Annotated in this window: 18 protein-coding genes; 6 read left to right on the forward strand and 12 right to left on the reverse strand. The window is 70.9% G+C overall.

What is annotated here, in order from left to right:
* Positions 1-70 precede the first annotated feature (70 nt).
* A complete protein-coding gene (pknB, locus tag L0965_RS14300) occupies positions 71-1,996 on the forward strand; it encodes a Stk1 family PASTA domain-containing Ser/Thr kinase (protein ID WP_101306490.1) in 1,926 nt (641 codons plus the stop codon).
* A gap of 79 nt (positions 1,997-2,075) precedes the next feature.
* Here the strand turns inward: pknB and L0965_RS14305 are convergent, their stop codons facing one another.
* The 3 genes from L0965_RS14305 to L0965_RS14315 all read right to left on the reverse strand — a co-directional run bounded on the left by L0965_RS14305 (position 2,076) and on the right by L0965_RS14315 (position 5,211).
* Positions 2,076-3,413, reverse strand: coding sequence for a class II 3-deoxy-7-phosphoheptulonate synthase (locus tag L0965_RS14305; protein ID WP_061781705.1), 1,338 nt, complete (start codon positions 3,411-3,413; stop codon positions 2,076-2,078).
* Positions 3,414-3,555: 142 nt separating this feature from the next.
* A complete protein-coding gene (locus tag L0965_RS14310; protein ID WP_060958766.1) occupies positions 3,556-4,239 on the reverse strand; it encodes a 1-acyl-sn-glycerol-3-phosphate acyltransferase in 684 nt (227 codons plus the stop codon).
* A 33-nt stretch (positions 4,240-4,272) separates the two neighbouring features.
* Positions 4,273-5,211, reverse strand: coding sequence for an ROK family protein (locus L0965_RS14315; RefSeq protein ID WP_060958767.1), 939 nt, complete (start codon positions 5,209-5,211; stop codon positions 4,273-4,275).
* Between the two features lie 192 nt (positions 5,212-5,403).
* On the opposite strand from L0965_RS14315, the gene L0965_RS14320 reads away from it, so the two are divergent.
* On the forward strand, positions 5,404-7,239 hold the full coding sequence (locus tag L0965_RS14320; protein WP_101306491.1) for a long-chain fatty acid--CoA ligase: 1,836 nt from the start codon (positions 5,404-5,406) through the stop codon (positions 7,237-7,239).
* A 52-nt stretch (positions 7,240-7,291) separates the two neighbouring features.
* Here L0965_RS14320 and L0965_RS14325 read toward each other — a convergent pair whose 3' ends face one another.
* Genes L0965_RS14325 through L0965_RS14335 form a run of 3 tightly spaced genes read right to left on the reverse strand, consistent with a single transcriptional unit; the run spans position 7,292 to position 12,768 of the window.
* Positions 7,292-7,783 (reverse strand): peptide deformylase, encoded by a 492-nt coding sequence (locus tag L0965_RS14325; protein ID WP_060958769.1) that lies wholly within the window; start codon positions 7,781-7,783, stop codon positions 7,292-7,294.
* Positions 7,783-9,327, reverse strand: coding sequence for a MinD/ParA family protein (locus tag L0965_RS14330; RefSeq protein ID WP_101306492.1), 1,545 nt, complete (start codon positions 9,325-9,327; stop codon positions 7,783-7,785). The genes L0965_RS14325 and L0965_RS14330 overlap by 1 nt, the downstream gene beginning before the upstream one ends.
* Before the next feature lie 33 nt (positions 9,328-9,360).
* Positions 9,361-12,768, reverse strand: coding sequence for a pyruvate carboxylase (locus tag L0965_RS14335; protein ID WP_101306493.1), 3,408 nt, complete (start codon positions 12,766-12,768; stop codon positions 9,361-9,363).
* Positions 12,769-12,885: 117 nt separating this feature from the next.
* On the opposite strand from L0965_RS14335, the gene L0965_RS14340 reads away from it, so the two are divergent.
* Positions 12,886-13,692 (forward strand): ParA family protein, encoded by an 807-nt coding sequence (locus L0965_RS14340; protein ID WP_060958771.1) that lies wholly within the window; start codon positions 12,886-12,888, stop codon positions 13,690-13,692.
* Between the two features lie 228 nt (positions 13,693-13,920).
* Here the strand turns inward: L0965_RS14340 and L0965_RS14345 are convergent, their stop codons facing one another.
* The 3 genes from L0965_RS14345 to L0965_RS14355 all read right to left on the reverse strand — a co-directional run bounded on the left by L0965_RS14345 (position 13,921) and on the right by L0965_RS14355 (position 15,750).
* A complete protein-coding gene (locus L0965_RS14345; protein ID WP_060958772.1) occupies positions 13,921-14,469 on the reverse strand; it encodes a MerR family transcriptional regulator in 549 nt (182 codons plus the stop codon).
* A gap of 103 nt (positions 14,470-14,572) precedes the next feature.
* Entirely contained in the window at positions 14,573-15,259 is a 687-nt protein-coding gene (locus tag L0965_RS14350) for a MerR family transcriptional regulator (protein ID WP_061781703.1), read from the reverse strand.
* Positions 15,256-15,750: an FHA domain-containing protein gene (locus L0965_RS14355; RefSeq protein WP_174524643.1), complete on the reverse strand. Its 495-nt coding sequence runs from the start codon at positions 15,748-15,750 to the stop codon at positions 15,256-15,258. Before L0965_RS14355 ends, L0965_RS14350 begins: the two co-directional genes overlap by 4 nt.
* Before the next feature lie 199 nt (positions 15,751-15,949).
* Here L0965_RS14355 and L0965_RS14360 point away from each other — a divergent pair, with 199 nt between their 5' ends.
* Positions 15,950-16,294 (forward strand): hypothetical protein, encoded by a 345-nt coding sequence (locus tag L0965_RS14360; RefSeq protein WP_101306494.1) that lies wholly within the window; start codon positions 15,950-15,952, stop codon positions 16,292-16,294.
* A gap of 24 nt (positions 16,295-16,318) precedes the next feature.
* On the opposite strand, the gene L0965_RS14365 is transcribed toward L0965_RS14360, so the two are convergent.
* Positions 16,319-16,735, reverse strand: a complete 417-nt coding sequence (locus tag L0965_RS14365) for a hypothetical protein (protein WP_101307245.1) — start codon at positions 16,733-16,735, stop codon at positions 16,319-16,321.
* 101 nt (positions 16,736-16,836) lie between these two features.
* Here L0965_RS14365 and L0965_RS14370 point away from each other — a divergent pair, with 101 nt between their 5' ends.
* On the forward strand, positions 16,837-17,412 hold the full coding sequence (locus L0965_RS14370; protein WP_101306495.1) for a copper resistance CopC family protein: 576 nt from the start codon (positions 16,837-16,839) through the stop codon (positions 17,410-17,412).
* Positions 17,413-17,421: 9 nt separating this feature from the next.
* Positions 17,422-18,822 carry a dihydrolipoyl dehydrogenase gene (gene lpdA / locus L0965_RS14375; RefSeq protein ID WP_060958777.1) on the forward strand — a complete coding sequence of 467 codons (1,401 nt, stop codon included), beginning with the start codon at positions 17,422-17,424 and terminating at the stop codon, positions 18,820-18,822.
* Between the two features lie 150 nt (positions 18,823-18,972).
* On the opposite strand, the gene L0965_RS14380 is transcribed toward lpdA, so the two are convergent.
* Both L0965_RS14380 and L0965_RS14385 read right to left on the reverse strand, forming a co-directional pair.
* The gene (locus L0965_RS14380; RefSeq protein WP_101306496.1) at positions 18,973-19,608 is read right to left on the reverse strand and encodes a CYTH domain-containing protein; all 636 of its coding nucleotides are present in this window, start codon (positions 19,606-19,608) and stop codon (positions 18,973-18,975) included.
* Complete coding sequence (locus L0965_RS14385; protein ID WP_060958779.1) at positions 19,605-19,832, reverse strand: hypothetical protein; 228 nt, start codon at positions 19,830-19,832, stop codon at positions 19,605-19,607. Before L0965_RS14385 ends, L0965_RS14380 begins: the two co-directional genes overlap by 4 nt.
* Between the last annotated feature and the right edge of the window lie 38 nt (positions 19,833-19,870).

Consider the following 19,870-nt stretch of genomic DNA (forward strand, 5'->3'; position numbering starts at 1 on the left):
TCGCTGCGCACATGCCGTGAGGGGTGAGGCGCTCCCGGGACACGGCGCTTCGGCTCCCTAGAATCACAGAGTGAGCACGAGTCAGCAGACCGACCCGCTGATCGGCCGTCTCGTCGACGGCCGATACCGCGTGCGTGCTCGCATCGCCCGCGGAGGGATGGCCACGGTCTACGTGGCGACGGACCTGCGACTGGAGCGCCGCGTCGCCCTGAAGGTGATGCACAGCCACCTCTCCGACGACACGGTCTTCCAGAGCCGCTTCATCCAGGAGGCACGCGCCGCGGCCCGCCTCGCCGACCCGCACGTGGTCAACGTGTTCGACCAGGGCCAGGACGGCGAGATGGCCTATCTCGTCATGGAGTACCTGCCCGGCATCACGATGCGCGAGCTGCTGCGCGAGCAGAAGCGACTCAGCATCCCGCAGACGATCACGATCATGGATGCCGTGCTGTCGGGCCTGGCCGCCGCGCACCGCGCGGGCATCGTCCACCGCGACGTCAAACCCGAGAACGTGCTCCTCGCCGAGGACGGCCGCATCAAGATCGGCGACTTCGGGCTCGCCCGCGCCACCAGCGCGAACACCGCGACGGGGCAGATGCTGCTCGGGACGATCGCGTACCTCGCGCCGGAGCTCGTCACGCGCGGCACCGCCGACGCCCGCAGCGACATCTACGCCCTCGGCATCATGCTCTACGAGATGCTCGTCGGCGAGCAGCCCTACAAGGGCGAGCAGCCGATGCAGATCGCCTACCAGCACGCCACCGACTCGGTGCCGCGTCCGAGCGCACGCAACCCCGGCATCCCGGAGCAGTTCGACGAGCTGGTGATGTGGGCGACGGAGCGCAACCCCGACGAGCGCCCGGTCGATGCGCGCGCGATGCTCGACCGCCTGCGCGAGATCGAGAAGGAGCTCGGGGTGTTCCCGCACGTCGTGCGGGCGCCGAGCCCGGGCATCGTCGCGGTCGACGACGGCGTGGACTCCGGCGAGCTGACGAAGGTCATGCCCGGCACGTTCACGGCCCCGACCGTGACGGAGCAGGTCGACAACGCCACGCGGCTGCGCGTGCGGTCGCGGCGGCGCGCACGGGCGGGCGGCTGGCTGGTGGTGCTCGTGCTGCTGCTCGCGGCGGTCGCGGGCGGTGCCGGCTGGTGGTTCGGATCCGGGCCGGGCTCGCTCGTCGGCGTTCCCGACGTCTCGGGGTCCTCGCTCGACGAGGCGACCTCGCAACTGGCCGAGCTCGGACTCAGCGCGGTGCCCGCGCAGGACTTCAGCCGCGCCGTGCCGATCGACGCCGTCATCCGCACCGACCCCGGCGCCGGGACGCGCGTCGACAAGAACAGCGCGGTGACCGTCGTGGTCTCGCTGGGCCCGGCATCCCACGAGATCCCCGCCCTGGCCGGGCAGAGCCTCGACGCGGCGACGTCGTCGCTGTCGGAGATCTACATCTCCCCGTCCGGCGACCCGGCGCAGGTGTTCACGGATGCCGCGCGCGACACCGTGGTCAGCGCCTCGATCACCCCGCCCGGCGGCGGCGAGGCCGTGGACTGCTCGCAGGGATGCACGGCGCTGGAGGGATCGACGGCATCGTTCGAGATCTCGCTCGGCCCGGTGCCCGACGTCGCCGGCCAGAGTGTCGACAAGGCCACCGCCGCGCTCGAAGCCGTTCAGCTCGGCGTGACCACGACGCAGGCCTACGACGACGACGTCGCCGAAGGTCGTGTCATCCGCATCGCGGACCGCGACGGCGGCGGGCTCTTCCGCCCCGGCGACACCGTGACCCTCGTCGTCTCGAAGGGACCGCAGCCGATCGAGGTGCCCGACGTCACGGGTCAGACGGTGGCCCAGGCGATGGAGCAGCTCCGTGCGGCCGGATTCGAGCCGGGCACGGCCCTACCCGAGATCGTCTGGGGCATCTTCACGGTGTCCAGCACCAGCCCCGCCGGCGGCACCATGCAGCTGCCCGGCACCAAGATCACCGTCCGCTCGACGGGCTGACGCACGCGCGGCGGCGCGCCGGGGCGCTCAGGCGCTCACCCCGCGCCTGGGCACGGCGGCCGCGCCCAGACGCGATCGGTCAGCGCTTCTCGAGCTCTTCGGCGACGAGGAAGGCGAGCTCGAGGCTCTGCATGTGGTTCAGACGCGGGTCGCACAGGCTCTCGTAACGCGTCGCGAGCGTGGCCTCGTCGATGTGCTCCGATCCGCCGAGGCATTCGGTGACGTCGTCGCCGGTGAGCTCGACGTGGATGCCGCCCGGGAACGTGCCGACCGCGCGGTGCGCCTCGAAGAACCCGCGCACCTCGTCGACGACGTCGTCGAAGCGACGCGTCTTGTAGCCGGTGGGCGTGGTGATGCCGTTGCCGTGCATCGGGTCGGTGACCCACAGGGGGGTGGCACCGGAATCGCGGACGGCTTCGAGCAGCGGCGGCAGCGCGTCGCGGATCTTGCCGGCGCCCATGCGCGTGATGAAGGTCAGCCGGCCCGGCTCGCGCTCGGGATCGAGCTTGTCGATCAGCTCGAGCGCCGTCTCCCGCGAGGTCGACGGGCCGAGCTTCACGCCGATGGGGTTGCGGATCTTGGAGAAGTAGTCGACGTGGGCGCCGTCGAGCTCCCGCGTGCGCTCCCCGATCCACAGGAAGTGGGCCGAGGTGTTGTACGGCGTGCCCGTGCGGGAGTCGATGCGCGTCATGGGGCGCTCGTAGTCCATAAGCAGGCCCTCGTGACCCGTGTAGAACTCGACGCGGCGCAGCTCGTCGAAGTCGGCGCCCGCCGCCTCCATGAACTTGATGGCGCGGTCGATCTCCGTGGCGAGACGCTCGTACTGCTGGTTGGCGGGGTTCTGGGCGAACCCCTTGTTCCAGCTGTGGACCTCGCGGAGGTCGGCGAAGCCGCCCTGTGTGAAGGCGCGGATGAGGTTGATGGTCGACGCCGCCGTGTGGTACCCCTTCAGCAGTCGCTGGGGGTCGGCGGTGCGCGAGGCCTCGGTGAAGTCGAAGCCGTTGACGATGTCGCCGCGGTACGCGGGCAGGGTGACGTCGCCGCGGGTCTCGGTGTCGCTGGAGCGCGGCTTGGCGAACTGGCCGGCCATCCGCCCCATCTTCACGACGGGCATCGACGCACCGTAGGTCAGCACGACGGCCATCTGCAGCACGGTCTTGATGCGATTGCGGATCTGCTCCGCCGTCGCGCCGGCGAACGTCTCGGCGCAGTCCCCACCCTGGAGCAGGAATGCACGCCCGGAGGCGGCGCGGGCCAGGCGATCGCGCAGGTTGTCGACCTCGCCGGCGAAGACGAGAGGAGGCAGCGTCGCGAGCTCGGCGGAGACGGCCGCGACGGCGTCGAGGTCGGTCCAGGAGGGCTGCTGTTTGATCGGGAGCGTGCGCCAGTGATCGAGATCGGCGTGCAGGGTGGGCATCCGCTCAGTCTAGCGGCGCGCCAGGATGCCGCGGCCCCGCGCGCCGCCACCCTTTCGCGAGCCGCCATCCTTCGGCCGAGCCGCCATCACGCGGCCCGCCCGAAGGATGGCGGCTCGGCCGCGGCATGGCGGCTCGCGCAGATCAGGCGCGGGCCGCGCGCTCCTTCACCGTCGACGCGTACACGTCGTCGTACTGCTGTTCGCCGAGCCGCTGGAGGGCCACCATGATCTCGTCGGTCACCGACCTCAGCACGTAGCGATCGGACTCCATGCCGTGGAACCGCGAGAAGTCCAGCGGCTCGCCGATCACCATGCCGACGCGACCGACGCGCGGAATGGAACGACCGATGGGCATGACGGCATCCGTGTCGACCATGACGACGGGGATGACGGGCACACGGGCCTCCAGCGCCATGCGCGCGAGACCGGTGCGACCCCGGTAGAGCTTGCCGTCGGGGCTGCGCGTGCCCTCGGGGTAGATCCCGAGCAGGTCGCCGCGGCCGAGCACCTGCAGGCCCGTGTTCAGCGAGGCCTCCGACGCCTTGCCGCCCGTGCGATCCACCGGGATCTGGCCCGTGGCCTTCATGAACATCCGGGTGGCCCAGCCCTTCAGCCCGGTCCCTGTGAAGTAGTCGCTCTTCGCGAGGAAGCTCATGGGCCGGTCGATCATGAGCGGCAGGAAGATCGAGTCGCTCACCGACAGGTGGTTGCTCGCGAGGATCGCCGCACCGGAGGACGGCACGTGGGAGCGGCCCACGATCCACGGGCGGAAGATCGCCTTCACGATCGGCCCGATCACGATGTACTTCATGACCCAGTAGAACATCAGGCTCCTCCCCCGCTCATCGGCGTGGGCGTCTCATCGGCTCCGCAGGCCCGCGAGGTCGGCGACGCCCACGAGCCCGGCGTCGTTGCCGAGCGTGGCCACGGTGAAGCGAGCGGTCGGCCGATCACCGAAGCCGGGAAGCGACGTCTCGTAGGCGATCCGCGTCGGCTCCAGCAGCACCTCGCCCAGATCCGCCACCCCACCGCCGATGACATAGAGGTCGGGGTCGAGCACCGCCTGGAAGGCGCCGCAGGCCTCGCCGAGCGCCGTGGCGACACGGCGCACGGCCTCGACCGCCCCGGCATCCTCTTCGCTGAGCAGGAGCGCGAGATCGGCCGCGGGGACGATCCCGTCCGCGCCGCGATGCGCGGCCAGCCGGGCGCCGATTCCGCCGCCGTCGGCGATGTCGCCCAGCTCCCGCTGGAGCGCACGGCCGGACGCGTACTGCTCGAGGCAGCCGTTCTGTCCGCACCCGCAGGGGCGCCCGCCGCGCACGAAGCGCAGGTGGCCGAGCTCCGCGGCGCTGCCGTTCGCGCCGATGAGCAGTCGCCCGTCGTTGATCACGGCACCGCCGACGCCCGTGCCGAGGGTGACCATGACCATGTCGGTCGATCCCCGGCCCGCCCCGAAGCGGTACTCGCCCCAGCCGGCGGCGTTCGCGTCGTTCTCCAGGGTGACCGGACGGCCGATCCGCGCCTCGAACTCGGCGCGCAGCGGTTCGTTGTGCCAGTCGATGTTCGGCGAGTGCAGCATGACCGACCGCGTGCGGTCGATGTAGCCCGCGGCGGCGACGCCCACCGCGCCGACGTCGTGCCGTGACGCGAGGTCGTGGACCATCGCCGCGACCGCCTCGGCGAGGGCGCCGGTGTCGACGGGCGTCGCGACGCGCGTGCGCTCGATGATCGCACCGGTGTCGTCGACGACACCTCCGGCGATCTTCGTCCCGCCGATGTCGATGCCGACGTTGAGCACGGCGCTCCCTTCCGGCCGGCCCGGGCGGCACGGCATCCGAGAGTCTAGTGTGGACAGGACAGACCTACGGTCCGGGCAGACCGTGCTTTTGGGACGGACCCTGTCCACTGTGGGACTGAGTGTCACCAGCAGTTAGACTCGATTCCAGCCGTCGATCGCCGACGCCACCCGGTACCGAAGGAGTTGCCGCCCATGAGCGCCGTACAGTTCGAAGTCCCCGCGGTCGTGCCCGCAGACCCGCAGGCCAATGTCGCCGACCTGCTCGTCGAGCGGGTGAAGGCCACGCCGTCCCTCGCGCTCTTCGCCGTCCCCGACGGTGACGGATGGCGCGACATCACCGCCGCCGCGTTCGAGCGTGAGGTGATCGCGCTGGCGAAGGGCTTCGCCGCGGCCGGCATCGCCCCCGGCGACAAGGTGGGTTTCGTCGCCCGCACCACCTACGAGTGGACGCTCGTCGATTTCGCCCTCTTCTTCACGGGCGCCGTCATGGTGCCCATCTACGAGACCAGCTCGGCGGCGCAGATCAGCTGGATCCTCTCCGACTCCGGCGCGATCGCCGTGATCGCCGAATCCGCCGAGCACGCCGCCCGCATCGCCGAGATCCGGTCGGAGGTGCCCCTGGTGCGCGACGTCTGGACCATGGCCGACGGCGACCTCGACACGCTGCGCGCCGGCGGGACGGGCATCGAGGATGCCGAGATCGAGCGCCGCCGGAGCATCGCGGTGGGCTCGGACATCGCCACGCTCATCTACACCTCCGGGTCGACGGGACGGCCGAAGGGATGCGTGCTCACGCACAGCAACTTCGTGGAGCTGTCCCGCAACGCGGCGAAGGCCCTCGCCGAGGTCATGAACACGCCGGGCGGCGCATCGACGCTGCTGTTCATCACGACCGCACACGTCTTCGCACGGTTCATCTCGATCCTCGACGTCCACGCGGGCGTGAAAACCGGTCACCAGCCCGACACGAAGCAGCTGCTGCCCGCGCTGGGCTCGTTCAAGCCGACGTTCCTGCTGGCCGTCCCCCGCGTGTTCGAGAAGGTCTACAACTCCGCCGAGCAGAAGGCCGAGGCCGGCGGCAAGGGCAAGATCTTCCGCGCCGCGGCCCACACCGCGATCGAGCACTCCCGCCTGCTGCAGGACGGCAAGAAGATCCCGCTCGGCACCAAGATCAAGTTCGCCCTGTTCGACAGACTCGTCTACTCGAAGCTCCGCGAGGCGATGGGAGGCCGCGTCACCTACGCCGTGTCCGGTTCCGCGCCGCTCGGCCCGCGTCTCGGCCACTTCTTCCACAGTCTCGGGGTGACGATCCTCGAAGGCTACGGCCTCACCGAGACCACCGCGCCGGCGACCGTGAACCTCGCCACGAAGTCGAAGATCGGCACCGTGGGTCCGGTGCTCCCCGGCGTGGGCGTGCGTCTCGCCGACGACGGCGAGATCGAGGTCCGCGGCATCAACGTGTTCAAGGAGTACTGGCGCAACGACGAGGCGACGGCCGCCGCCTTCGACGACGGGTGGTTCAAGACCGGCGACATCGGCTCGTTCGACAGCGAGGGCTTCCTCACGATCACGGGCCGGAAGAAGGAGATCATCGTCACCGCGGGCGGCAAGAACGTCGCCCCCGCCGCGCTCGAGGACCCGATCCGCGCCAACCCGATCATCGGGCAGGTCGTGGTGGTCGGCGACCAGAAGCCCTTCATCTCGGCGCTCGTCACGCTCGACCCCGAGATGCTGCCGACGTGGCTGGCCAACAACGGGCTGCCCGCCGACATGTCGCTCGCGGAGGCGGCACAGAACCCGAAGGTGCGCGAGGAGGTGCAGCGGGCCGTCGACATCGCGAACAAGAACGTGTCGCGCGCCGAGTCGATCCGCAAGTTCACGATCCTCGGCTCGGAGTGGACCGAGGCCAGCGGTCACCTGACTCCGAAGATGAGCATCAAGCGGAACGTCATCCTCAGCGACTTCGCCGATGCCGTCGACGACATCTACGCCGTGCCGGTCACCACGACGAACGTCTCGCTCGGCTGAGCGTCGCGTCCGCGAGGAAGGGGCCGGTCGCTCACGACCGGCCCCTTCCTCGTCAGAACCAGTTCGACTCGCGGATCCGGCGCATCGCGATCTTGCGCTCTTCGGGACTCAGACGCGAGATGTAGAGCATCCCGTCGAGATGATCGGTCTCGTGCTGCAGCGCCTGGGCCATCAGCCCCTCCCCCTCGAGGACGAGCTCGGCACCGTCGAGGTCCATGCCCACGACGCGGGCCCAGGGGTAGCGCAGCGTGTCGTGCCACAGATCGGGCACCGACAGGCAGCCCTCGCCGACGAGCTGCGGCTCGCCGGCGACGTCCGTGAGCACCGGATTGAGCACGTATCCGATGTCGCCGTCGATGTTGTAGCTGAACGCGCGCAGCCCCACGCCGATCTGCGGCGCCGCCACACCGGCCCGCCCCGGCAGCTCCACGGTGTCGAGCAGGTCCTGCACGAGGCCGCGGATGCCGTCGTCGACGACCTCGATGGGCGCGCTGGGTGCGCGCAGCACCGGGTCGCCGAACAGGCGGATCGGCCGGACGGCCATCAGGCGGCGGCCCGCTGACGCAGGCTCTCGACGACGATCGCGGCGAGCTCGCGCGCGGCCGCCCGCGTCTCGGGCTGCAGGTCGCGGAAGACGATGGCGCTGCCCGACGCGATGTGCGGGTCGTACGGCATCCGCACGACGCGCCCCACGCGGGTGGCGAAGTGCGCCTCGAGCTCGTCGGCGCGCACGAGCGGCGCCCCCGGGCGGGCCGTGTTGAGCACGACGACCGCTCCGCGGACGAGATCGGCGAAGCCGTTGCTCTCCAGCCACGTGAGGGTCTCCGACGCGAGCCGCGCCTCGTCGACGCTCAATCCGGCGACCACGATGATCTGGTCGGCGCGGTCGAGCGTCGCGCCCATGACCGCGTGGACGATGCCGGTGCCGGTGTCGGTGAGCACGAGCGAGTAGAAGTGCGCGGCGACGTCGGCGACCGCGTTGTAGTCGGAGTCGTTGAACGCCTCCGACACGTGCGGGTCGGTGTCCGACGCGATGACGTCGAGCCGGGTGTGGTCGCGGGCGACGATCTCCGAGATGTCGTTGAACCCGCGCACGTCGGCGTGGGCGCGGACGAGGTCGCGCACGGTCTTGCCGCTCGAGCGGCCGATGCGCTCGGCGAGCGTGCCGCGGTCGGGGTTGGCGTCGACGGCGATGACGCGATCCTCCCGCGCATCCGCGAGCGCCATCCCGAGCAGCGTCGTGACGGTCGTCTTCCCGACGCCGCCCTTGCGCGAGAGCACCGGCACGAACTTGGCTCCTCCGTGCAGCGGAGCCGCGATCCGGCGATCGAGATCCTTGCGCGCCCGGGCGCGCTTGCCGTCACCGAGGTTGATGCGCCGCCCCGACAGCGTGTACACCAGGTGCTGCCAGGTGCCCTCCGGCTCGGGCCGCGTCGCGCGGGCGGGGTCGAGCAGACGGTCGGCGGTCAGCAGGTCCGAGCTCTCGCGGCCCGCCTCGAAGTCGCCCAGCCGGCGCGACTGCAGCGTCACCTCGGATGTGCGCGGACGCACGCGTTCGTGATGCGCGAGATCGGTGGATGCCGCGACCGCGACCGTGACGGCGGCGATCTCGTCGGCGTCCTCGACCGTCGGAGCCTCGGACGGCTCCTCGGCCGTCATCGACGGGTGCTCCTCGTCGTCGTCATCATCGTCGTCGTCGTCCACGACGGCCTCGTGGACCTCGTCGTCGGCGACGACATCGGAAGCCTCGACGCTCGCCGGCGCCGCGGCGGCGCGGGTCAGGTCGTCGTCCAGCACGACGTCGTCGTCGTCGAGGTAGTCGTCCTCGTCGGCCGCGACGGGCAGGGCGACATCCACCTGAGCGGTCGCACCGTCGACGATGCCGATGCCCGTCGTGTCGATGCCGGCAGGCGTCTCCAGCACGCCGTTGTCGACGTCCTCGGTCGCGTTCTCGTTGCGGTCAGGCACGGATGCACACTCCAGATTCAGGCCGTCACCGCGGCGGGCGTCGGCCGGTTCGGGGCCCTCGTGAGGACCGCGCGATCGCGGCGTCGCCGCCCGATCGACGGGTCGATCCCCGACCCCCATGGCTCGCGGGACGTCACGCGCCCCCGACCCAGGCTACTCGGCGGGTCGGACGACGAGCAAAAGGTCGCCCGCCTCGACGGGAGCCGGCGACGCGATCGCCAACCGCTCCACGACGCCGTCGACCGGCGCTGTGATCGCCGCCTCCATCTTCATCGCCTCGATCGAGGCGACCGGCTGCCCGGCCGTCACCCGCTCCCCGATCCCGGCCACGAGGGTCACGACCCCCGAGAACGGCGCGGCGACCTGGCCCGGAATCGACGTGTCGGCCTTCTCCGCCTGACGCGTCTGGACCGCGATCGCGCGGTCGCGCACGAACACGGGACGCAACTGGCCGTTGAGGGTCGTCATGACGGTTCGCATGCCCTTGTCGTCGACCTCGCCGATCGCCTCGAGCCCGACGTAGAGCTGCACCCCGCGCTCGATCTGCACGACGTGCTCGGTGCCCGGCGTGAGGCCGTAGAGGTAGTCGGCGGTGTCGAGGACGCTGAGATCGCCGTAGGTCTCGCGCACCTCGCGGAACGCGGCCGTCGGCGCCGGGAAGAGCAGGCCGTTGAGGGTGGCGCGTCGCGTCGCCGAGTCGGCATCCAGCGCGGCGGCCTCCTCCGGCGAGATCTCCGTGACCCCCGTGCGCACCTCGCGGCCGCGCAGCACCTTGGTGCGGAAGGGCTCGGGCCAGCCTCCGGGCAGGTCGCCGAGCTCGCCGGCCATGAAGGCGACGACGGAGTCGGGCACGTCGTACTTCTCCGGGTTCTGCTCGAAGTCGGCGGGGTCGGCGCGGACGGCGGCGAGGTGGAGGGCCAGGTCGCCGACGACCTTCGACGACGGTGTGACCTTCGGAACGCGTCCGAGGATGGCGTCGGCGGCGGCGTACATGTCCTCGATCAGCTCGAAGTCGTCCGACAGGCCCAGCGCGATCGCCTGCTGCCGGAGGTTGGACAGCTGCCCGCCGGGGATCTCGTGGCGGTACACCCGCCCGGTGGGTCCGGGAAGGCCCGACTCGAAGGGACGGTAGAGATGGCGGACGGCTTCCCAGTACGGCTCCAGGTCGGAGACCGCGTCGAGGTCGAGCCCGGTGTCGCGCTCCGTGTGGGCCAGGGCGGCCACGAGGGCCGACAGCGACGGCTGACTCGTCGTGCCTGCCATCGGGGCCGCCGCGGCATCCACCGCGTCGGCACCGGCGGCGCCGGCGGCCAGCAGCGTCGCCAGCTGTCCGCCCGCCGTGTCGTGCGTGTGGACGTGGACCGGGAGGTCGAAGCGCTCGCGGAGGGCGCGCACGAGGCGCGCGGCCGCCCCCGGGCGCAGGAGCCCGGCCATGTCTTTGATGGCGAGCACGTGCGCCCCGGCATCCACGATCTGCTCGGCGAGGCGCAGGTAGTAGTCGAGGGTGTAGAGGTCTTCCGACGGCGAGAGCAGGTCGCCGGTGTAGCAGAGGGCGACCTCCGCGACGGCGGTGCCCGTCTCGAGCACGGCATCGACGGCGGGACGCATCTGGGAGACGTCGTTGAGCGCGTCGAAGATGCGGAAGATGTCGACGCCGGATGCCGCGGCCTCCCGGACGAAGGCGTCGGTGACCCGGGTGGGGTACGGCGTGTAGCCCACGGTGTTGCGTCCGCGCAGCAGCATCTGGATCGCGACGTTCGGCAGCGCCTGTCGGAGCGCGTCGAGACGCTGCCAGGGGTCCTCCCCCAGGAAGCGCAGCGCGACGTCGTACGTGGCGCCTCCCCAGGCCTCGACCGACAGCAGCTGCGGGGTCAACCGGGCCACGTAGGGCGCGACCGTCACGAGGTCGCGCGTGCGGACGCGCGTGGCGAGCAGCGACTGGTGGGCGTCGCGGAACGTCGTCTCGGTCACCGCGAGGGCGGTCTGCTCGCGCAGGGCCCGGGCGAAGCCGGCGGGGCCGAGCTCGCGCAGGCGCTGGCGGGAGCCGGCGACCGGCGCGGCCGACAGGTCGATGCGCGGCAGCTTCGTCGCCGGCTCGACCGTCAGCGGGTTCTCGCCGTTCGGCCGGTTGACGGTCGTGTCGGCGAGCCAGGCGATGATCTTCGATCCGCGGTCCTTCGACTCCCGCCCCCGCAGCAGCTCCGGCCGCTCGTCGATGAACGCCGTACTGACATCGCCCGCCACGAACGCGGGGTCGTCGAGCACCGCCTGCAGGAACGGGATGTTGGTCGAGACCCCCCGGATGCGGAACTCGGCGAGAGCGCGCCGCGAGCGCACGACGGCCGCCGCGAAGTCACGTCCCCGGCACGTGAGCTTGGCGAGCATCGAGTCGAAGTGCGGGCTGACCTGCGAGCCGGCCGCGGTGGTGCCGCCGTCGAGGCGGATGCCGGCGCCTCCGGGCGAGCGGTACGTGGTGATCTTGCCGGTGTCGGGCCGGAAGCCCTGCGTCGGATCCTCGGTCGTGATGCGGCACTGCAGGGCGGCTCCGCGCAGACGGATGTCCTCCTGGTGCAGCCCGAGGTCGGCGAGGCTCTCCCCCGCGGCGATGCGCATCTGCGACTGCACGAGGTCGACGTCGGTCACCTCCTCCGTCACGGTGTGCTCGACCTGGATGCGGGGGTTCATCTCGATGAAGACGACCTCGCCCGCCCGCGGCCCCGCCGTCTCGAGCAGGAACTCGACGGTGCCAGCGTTCTCGTACCCGATCGAGCGGGCGAACGCGACCGCGTGACGGTGCAGGCTCTCGCGGACGTCGTCGGCGAGGTTGGGCGCCGGGGCGATCTCGATCACCTTCTGGTGCCGGCGCTGCACGGAGCAGTCGCGCTCGAACAGGTGCACCGTCTCACCGGTCTTGTCGGCGAGGATCTGCACCTCGACGTGGCGGGGCCGCTGGACGGCCTGCTCCAGGAAGACCCGGGCGTCGCCGAACGCGCTGTCCGCCTCGCGCATCGCCTCGGCGATGGCCGGTGCGAGCTGCTCCTTCTTCTCCACGCGACGCATGCCGCGGCCGCCACCGCCGGCGACGGCCTTGACGAAGATGGGGAAGCCGATGCCGTCGGACTGGCTGACGAGCAGCTCGACGTCGTCGGATGCCGCGGTCGAGCGCAGCACGGGCACGCCCGCGGCGATCGCGTGCTCCTTCGCCGTGACCTTGTTTCCGGCCATCTCCAGCGCCCGCGACGGCGGCCCGATGAAGACGATGCCGTTCTCGGCCGCCTTCGCGGCGAGCTCGGGGTTCTCGGACAGGAATCCGTACCCGGGGTAGATCGCGTCGGCGCCGGACTCCTCGGCGACGCGGATGATCTCGTCCACGTCGAGGTAGGCCCGCACCGGCTGACCGGCGGCGCCGATCTGATACGCCTCGTCGGCCTTCAGACGGTGGAGGGAGTAACGGTCCTCGTAGGGGTACACCGCGACGGTGCGCGCGCCGAGCTCGAACGCCGCGCGAAACGCCCGGATCGCGATCTCTCCGCGATTGGCCACCAGGATCTTGCGGAACATGCGCACCTCTTCTCCGAGCGGCCCTCGCGTGCCGAGAGACCCTGATTCCCCGACGGGCCCACTTTTCACGAGGGCCTGAGTGTCCTCACAGCCTAGGGGACGGTAACGTAGAGCCTCGTGCACGTACTCTCCGTCTCCTCGCTCAAGGGGGGTGTCGGCAAGACCACCGTGACTCTCGGCCTCGCCTCCGCGGCGTTCGCTCGGGGAGTGCGGACTCTCGTCGTCGACCTCGACCCGCAGTCTGACGTGTCGACGGGCATGGACATCCAGGTCGCGGGACGCCTCAACGTCGCCGACGTGCTCGCCAATCCGAAGGAGAAGGTGGTCCGTCAGGCCATCACCTCCAGCGGGTGGGCCAAGGTGCATCCGGGCACGATCGACGTGATGATCGGCAGCCCGTCCGCGATCAACTTCGACGGTCCGCACCCCAGCGTGCGCGACGTGTGGAAGCTCGAGGAGGCCCTCGCGACGATCGAGGCGGACTACGACCTCGTTCTCATCGACTGCGCTCCCTCGCTCAACGCGCTCACGCGCACCGCCTGGGCGGCATCCGACCGCGTCGTCGTGGTCACCGAGCCCGGCCTGTTCTCGGTCGCCGCCGCCGACCGCGCCCTGCGCGCGATCGAGGAGATCCGCCGCGGCCTCTCGCCGCGGCTGCAGCCTCTGGGCATCGTCGTGAACCGGGTGCGGCCGCAGTCGATCGAGCACCAGTTCCGCATCAAGGAGCTCCGCGACATGTTCGGCCCGCTCGTGCTGTCGCCGCAGCTGCCGGAGCGCACCTCGCTGCAGCAGGCCCAGGGCGCCGCCAAGCCGCTGCACATCTGGCCCGGCGACTCCGCTCAGGAGCTCGCGGGCGACTTCGACGCGCTGCTGGACCGCGTCATGCGCACCGGCCGCATCACCGCCGGCGAACAGCGCGCCTGACCCTCACCCGCCCGCTCGTCGAGCGAGCGCCTACCCGGTCGTCGAGCGAGCGCCCCACCGGTCGTCGAGCGAGCGCCCCACCGGTCGTTGAGCGAGCGCCGCAGGCGCGAGTCGAAACGCAGCGAGTCGAAACGCAGCGAGTCGAAACGCAGCGAGTCGAAACGCAGCGAGTCGAAACGGCCCGCATCGAAACGCCCCCGCATCGAAACGCCTCCGCGTCGACGCGTCTCAGGCGGACTTGACCGCGCGGCGGGCGGCGAGCTCGTCGACGGGGTCGGGAGCCTGCGGGTCGAAGTCCAACAGCGTCGACTCCACCTCGTGCAGCACCTTGCCGACCGCGATGCCGAACACGCCCTGACCGCGGCTGACGAGGTCGATGACCTCGTCGTTGGAGGTGCAGAGGTACACCGACGCCCCGTCGCTCATCAGGGTGGTCCCGGCGAGGTCGCGGATACCGGCGGCGCGCAGCTGATCGACGGCGGTGCGGATCTGCTGCAGCGAGATGCCGGTGTCGAGCAGGCGCTTGACGAGCTTCAGCACGAGGATGTCGCGGAAGCCGTACAGCCGCTGCGATCCCGAGCCGCTCGCACCGCGCACGGTCGGCTGCACGAGCTCGGTGCGTGCCCAGTAGTCGAGCTGACGGTAGGTGATGCCGGCGGCGCGGGCGGCGACGGCTCCGCGGTAGCCGACCTCGTCGTCCATCTGCGGCAGGCCGTCGGTGAACAGCAGGTCGGTGGCGAACCGGATGTCGCCCGGCGCATCGTCGTGCGCGGTCATGCTCGCCTCCCACCGATCTGTCTGTCGTTTCCTCCACGGTAGATCAGCACCGTGCCCGCGGCAACGACATCCGCTTCCACGGCCGCGGCGTGTCGCGCGCGCGTCACGGCACGATGCGGTCGAGGGCCGCGTGCACGAACGCCGTCCGCACTTCGTCGAGTCGTCGCAGCAGCTCCGGGGCGAGCTCGCCCGCCCGGGCGCGAGACGCGGCATCCATGCGCCGCAGCAGCGGGGTCAACGCGCTCTCCACGAGCGCGACCTCCCGCTCGGCGGCCTGGCGGACGCCGCGGACGTGTCGGGGCTGGATGCCGTGGCCGTCGAGCGCCACGAGTGCGCGCAGCACGCCCAGGGCCTTCTCGTCGTAGCTCTCGGAGGCCGGGACCAGGCCGGCGCGCACGGCGTCGTTGAGCAGGGCTGCGGGCGCCGAGGCCGCCTGCAGCAGCTCGTCGCGGCGGTAGCGGCGCGGCGCGGTCACGATCGACGCCGGTGCGGGCGGCGCCACCGTCCCGCCCTGCTGCTGTTCGTCGAGGTACTCGCGGATGCGGGCCAGCGGCATGTAGTGGTCGCGCTGCAGCGTCAGCGCCGTGCGCAGCCGGTCGACGTCCAGCGGCGAGAACTTGCGGTAGCCCGACTCCGTCCGCAGGGGCGTGACGATCCCCTGGACCTCGAGGTAGCGGAGCTTGCTCGCGCTGAGGTCGGAGAACTCCGGGGTGAGGCGGGCGAGGACCTGACCGATGCTGAGGTAACCCGTGGACGACGCGCGTCCACGGGGCGATGCGGCCGGGCTCACCCGCTCGTCACCTGTGCACGGTCGACGGGCGACGCGAAGAAGTTCAGTCGGAACTTGCCGATGCGCACCTCGGACCCGTCGACGAGCACGGCGCGGTCGACGCGCTCCCCGTTGACGTAGCTGCCGTTGAGTGAACGCTGGTCGACCAGCTCGAAGACGCTGCCGGTGCGGGTGATCTCGGCGTGACGACGCGACACGGTCACGTCGTCGAAGAAGATGTCCGCCTCGGGGTGCCGGCCGACCGTTGTGACGTCGGCGTCGAGGAGGTACCGGGCGCCCGCGGTCGGACCCGACCGCACGAGCAGCAGTCCCGCACGAGCCGGGAGGGCCTCGATGGCCTCGCGCTCGACATCGGTCAGATCGGTGCCGAACGGGACGAAGGAGAGGTCGGAGTCATGGCCGAACGTCTGCGTCGAGTCGGCGGAACCACCGTCCCCGGCGTCGCGTCGGATGCCGCTGCCACCAGCGTCTCGCGCATTCTCTTCCACCATGGCCTCCTTCTCTTTCACCCTAACGGATCGGCTCGCGCTGCGAACCCCCGACCGCGAGTCGGTTTCGTCGATCGACCCGCATCCGGGGCGCCCCGTGTGTCGTCGTGTGACGGCGAGCGGGCGTCCGCGGGAGGACCGACCTAATCTGGCACGACCGCCTCCGCATTCCCGCGTCGGCGCCCGAAGAGAGGAACACCCCGTGTCCACGCCGCAGAACCGCCTCACGCCCGCCCCGGTGCGTCAGGACGCGATCTGCATGTGCGCGACGGGCGGAGCCTGCTCCTCGTTCGCCCCGGGCCACGCCGTGCACCTCATCCAGGCGCGCCTGGTCTCCGCGACGCCCACCGAGTGGGTAGACGCGATCGTCACGCACGCCGATGCGGACGGCACGGTCGTCGTCGCCTCGCTCGACGGCGACGTCATCGAGCTGTGGAACGGCGCCGGGGCTGCGGCGGAGCTCCCGACCGGCTCACCGGTCGCGTACCACCGCCGCTACCACGTGCTGAACGCGGGCGGTCGCCTCTTCAACGCCCTGCCCCTCTAGACCTCTGCGGGAGAGCGGGGCCGCTCAGGCGGCCGCCATCATGGCGTCCTTGACCGCCATGCAGGCATCCATGCACGCCCGGCAGGCCTCGGCGCACATCGCACACACGGGGCTCTGGTCCGCGTGCATCATGCACATGTCCATGCAGGTCTGACACATCGCGATGCAGGCGTCGAGCATCGCCATCATCGACGCCGGCGTCATCCCCGGCATCCGCAGCATCGCGCGCATCATCGTGTTGCACATGTCGGCGCAGGTCATGCAGGCCGGGGCGCAGTCCATCATGTACCCGTCCATCATCTGCACCGAGCAGATCGTGCACGCCTGCTCGCACGCAGCGCAGGCGTCCATACACGCCTGCATCACGGCAGCATCCATCTCCGGCATGCCCGACATCGAGGTCATCTCCGCCGACATGGCATCCATCATCCTGGCGTCCATCACGCACCGTCCTCCCGGTCACGGCGAGCGGCGTGCCCGCCTGCCGCCATGCTAGGACGCGGGGCGCCCCGGCGACACCCGCGGATAGGCTCAGGAGGGTGATGTCACACAGAGTTCACACGTTCCGCCCGCTCGCCCTCGCGTTCTCCGCCCTGCTCGCGGGCCTGTTGTCGCTCGCCGTCGCCACGCCCGCGTGGGCGCACGACGAGCTCATCGGCTCCTCCCCCGCCGCGGGCGCCCAGGTGGACGCGATGCCGGACGAGCTCACGATGACCTTCAGCGGGGTGCTGCTGGACGAGCCGGGAGCGACCGAGGTCGTCGTGACGGATGCCGCGGGCTCCTCGCTCACCGACGGCGACCCCCGCCTCGACGGCACGCGACTGACGCAGCCGCTGTCCGGCACGGCCAGCGGCGCCGTCACCGTGATCTGGCGCGTCGTGTCCAGCGACGGCCATCCCGTCTCGGGCCAGTACAGCTTCACGGTCGGCACCGCCGGGGCGGGGTCGGAGACGGCACCGAGCATTCCCGCGGCCTCGCCCTCCACGGCGGTGTCGGCGGAGGCGGACGGGGGCGTTCCGGTGCTGGTGTGGATCGTCCTCGGCATCGCCGTGGCGGCGGCGCTCGGAGCACTCGTGGCGGTGCTCCTGCGGCGGTCCGCGCCCACCCCCGAGGACTAGGCTGGAACCATGCCTCATTTCAACGTCGTCGTCCTCGGTGCCGGCCCTGGTGGCTATGTCGCGGCGGTCCGCGCCGCTCAGCTCGGCCAGTCCGTCGCCATCATCGAAGAGAAGTACTGGGGCGGTGTCTGCCTCAACGTCGGCTGCATCCCCTCGAAGGCGCTCCTGAAGAACGCCGAGATCGCCCACACCCTGAAGCACAAGTCCGAGTTCTTCGGCATCTCGGGTGAGTTCACGCTCGACTTCGGCAAGGCGTGGGATCGCTCGCGCGTCGTGGCCGACGGCCGCGTCAAGGGCATCCACTACCTGATGAAGAAGAACAAGGTCACCGAGTTCGAGGGTCGCGGCTCCTTCACGGGCCCCAAGGCCATCACCGTGACGAAGTCGGACGGGTCGACCGAAGAGGTCACCTTCGACAACGTGATCATCGCGACCGGCTCCACCGTTCGCCTGCTGCCCGGCGTGACGCTGAGCGAGAACGTCGTGACGTACGAGGAGCAGATCCTCACCCGCGACCTGCCGGGATCGATCGTCATCGTCGGCGCCGGTGCCATCGGCATGGAGTTCGCCTACGTCCTCACCAACTACGGCGTGAAGGTCACGATCATCGAGTTCCTCGACCGCGCCCTCCCGAACGAGGACGCGGACGTCTCGAAGGAGATCGCGAAGCAGTACAAGAACCTGGGCGTGGACATCCTCGTCTCCACCAAGGTCGAGTCGGTCGTCGACAGCGGCGACAAGGTCACGGTCACCTACACCGACAACAAGAGCGGTGCGCAGGGCTCGATCGAGGCCGACAAGGTGCTCATGTCGATCGGCTTCGCCCCCCGCGTGGAGGGCTTCGGCCTGGAGAACACGGGCGTGAAGCTCACCGACCGCGGTGCCATCGAGATCGACGACTTCATGCGCACCAACGTCGAGGGCATCTACGCGATCGGCGACGTCACCGCGAAGCTGCAGCTCGCCCACGTGGCGGAGGCGCAGGGCGTCGTGGCCGCGGAGACGATCGGCGGCGCCGAGACCATGGCGCTCGGCGACTACCGCATGATGCCGCGCGCGACCTTCTGCTCGCCGCAGGTGGCCTCGTTCGGCTACACCGAGGCGCAGTACAAGGAGACCGGCCGCGAGTACAAGGTCGCGACGTTCCCCTTCATGGCCAACGGCAAGGCCCACGGCCTGGGCGAGCCGGTCGGCTTCGTGAAGCTCATCGCGGATGCCGAGCACCTCGAGCTCGTCGGCGGCCACCTCATCGGCCCCGACGTGTCGGAGCTGCTGCCCGAGCTGACGCTGGCGCAGAAGTGGGACCTCACGGCCCTCGAGCTCGCGCGCAACGTGCACACCCACCCGACCCTGTCGGAGGCGCTCCAGGAGGCCTTCCACGGCCTCGCCGGTCACATGATCAACCTGTGAGCCCAGGAGTACGCTGACTCCTGCGACTGACGCCGCCCCATCCGAAGCCGGGGGCGGCGTCAGTGGTTTCCGGCATCCGTGCGCGTTCGTCCGTCCCGTGATGTCGCGACCGCGGCGCGATACCGCCCACACGGGACGGACGAAGGCGCGTCAGAGACCCAGCGCGCGGGCGAGTTTCGAGTCGGATGCCGCGGGGCGGCCGCCCGCGGCGGCGACCGCGGCGGCGGCGGCCGCGAGCAGGGCGGCGCGGGCGGCGGGTGCCGTCGGCGCCGCGGGGCCGAGCTCGAACTCCCATTCGCGCCACCTGGTCTCCACGCGCCGGCGCTCATCGGTGGCGATCACGTGGTCATCGACGAACTCGGCGACGACGCCGCCGTCGGCGTCGCGCAGCAGATAGGCGTGGCGGTCGTTGCGGATCCGCGCGATGGGCGCGAGAGCCCCCGGGACGAGGTGTGCGACGGCGGATGCCACGGCATCCGGCACCGCGATGTCGTCGAGGCCGGCGCCGTCCAGCGGCCAGTGGGTCTCGATGCGGCCGCCGTCGGCCCCCTTCGGCCCCTTGATGTGCCAGCCGGCGTCGGGACCTCCCGTGCGGCGACGGACGGCATAGCCGGCGCGACCGAGCGCGTAGCCCTCGACGTCGAGGTAGCGGGCGTCGAGCTCGCGCCGATCCGGACCGTCGACGACGGCGACACCCGGCAGACCCGACAGGTCGGGCAGCGGGGTGTCGCCGTGGACGTCGAAGGTGAGCTCGATCTCGAGCGAGCGGGAGGGCTCCGTGCTCACTCGTCCCGGCCGTCGGGGTCGGGATCGATGTCGTCCTCGGCCTCGACGAAGTGGAAGTCGGCCGACGTCGGGCCGTCGCCCTCGCCCGTGTTCTCCGCGGCCCCGGCGCGCTCGTAGACGATCTGGGTCTCGCTGTAGGGCATGATCAGGCGGTCCTGGCTCTCGTCGTCCAGGGGAAGGACCTGCCCGTCGAGCGGGCCTCCGTGCAGTCGTGCGATCGCCATGGTGTACCTCCGACGATGAAGCGGAATGTGGACTCCCA

Origin of the sequence: Microbacterium sp. NFH-22A-Y, assembly GCF_021401375.1 — a bacterium.
GTDB lineage: Bacteria > Actinomycetota > Actinomycetes > Actinomycetales > Microbacteriaceae > Microbacterium > Microbacterium hominis.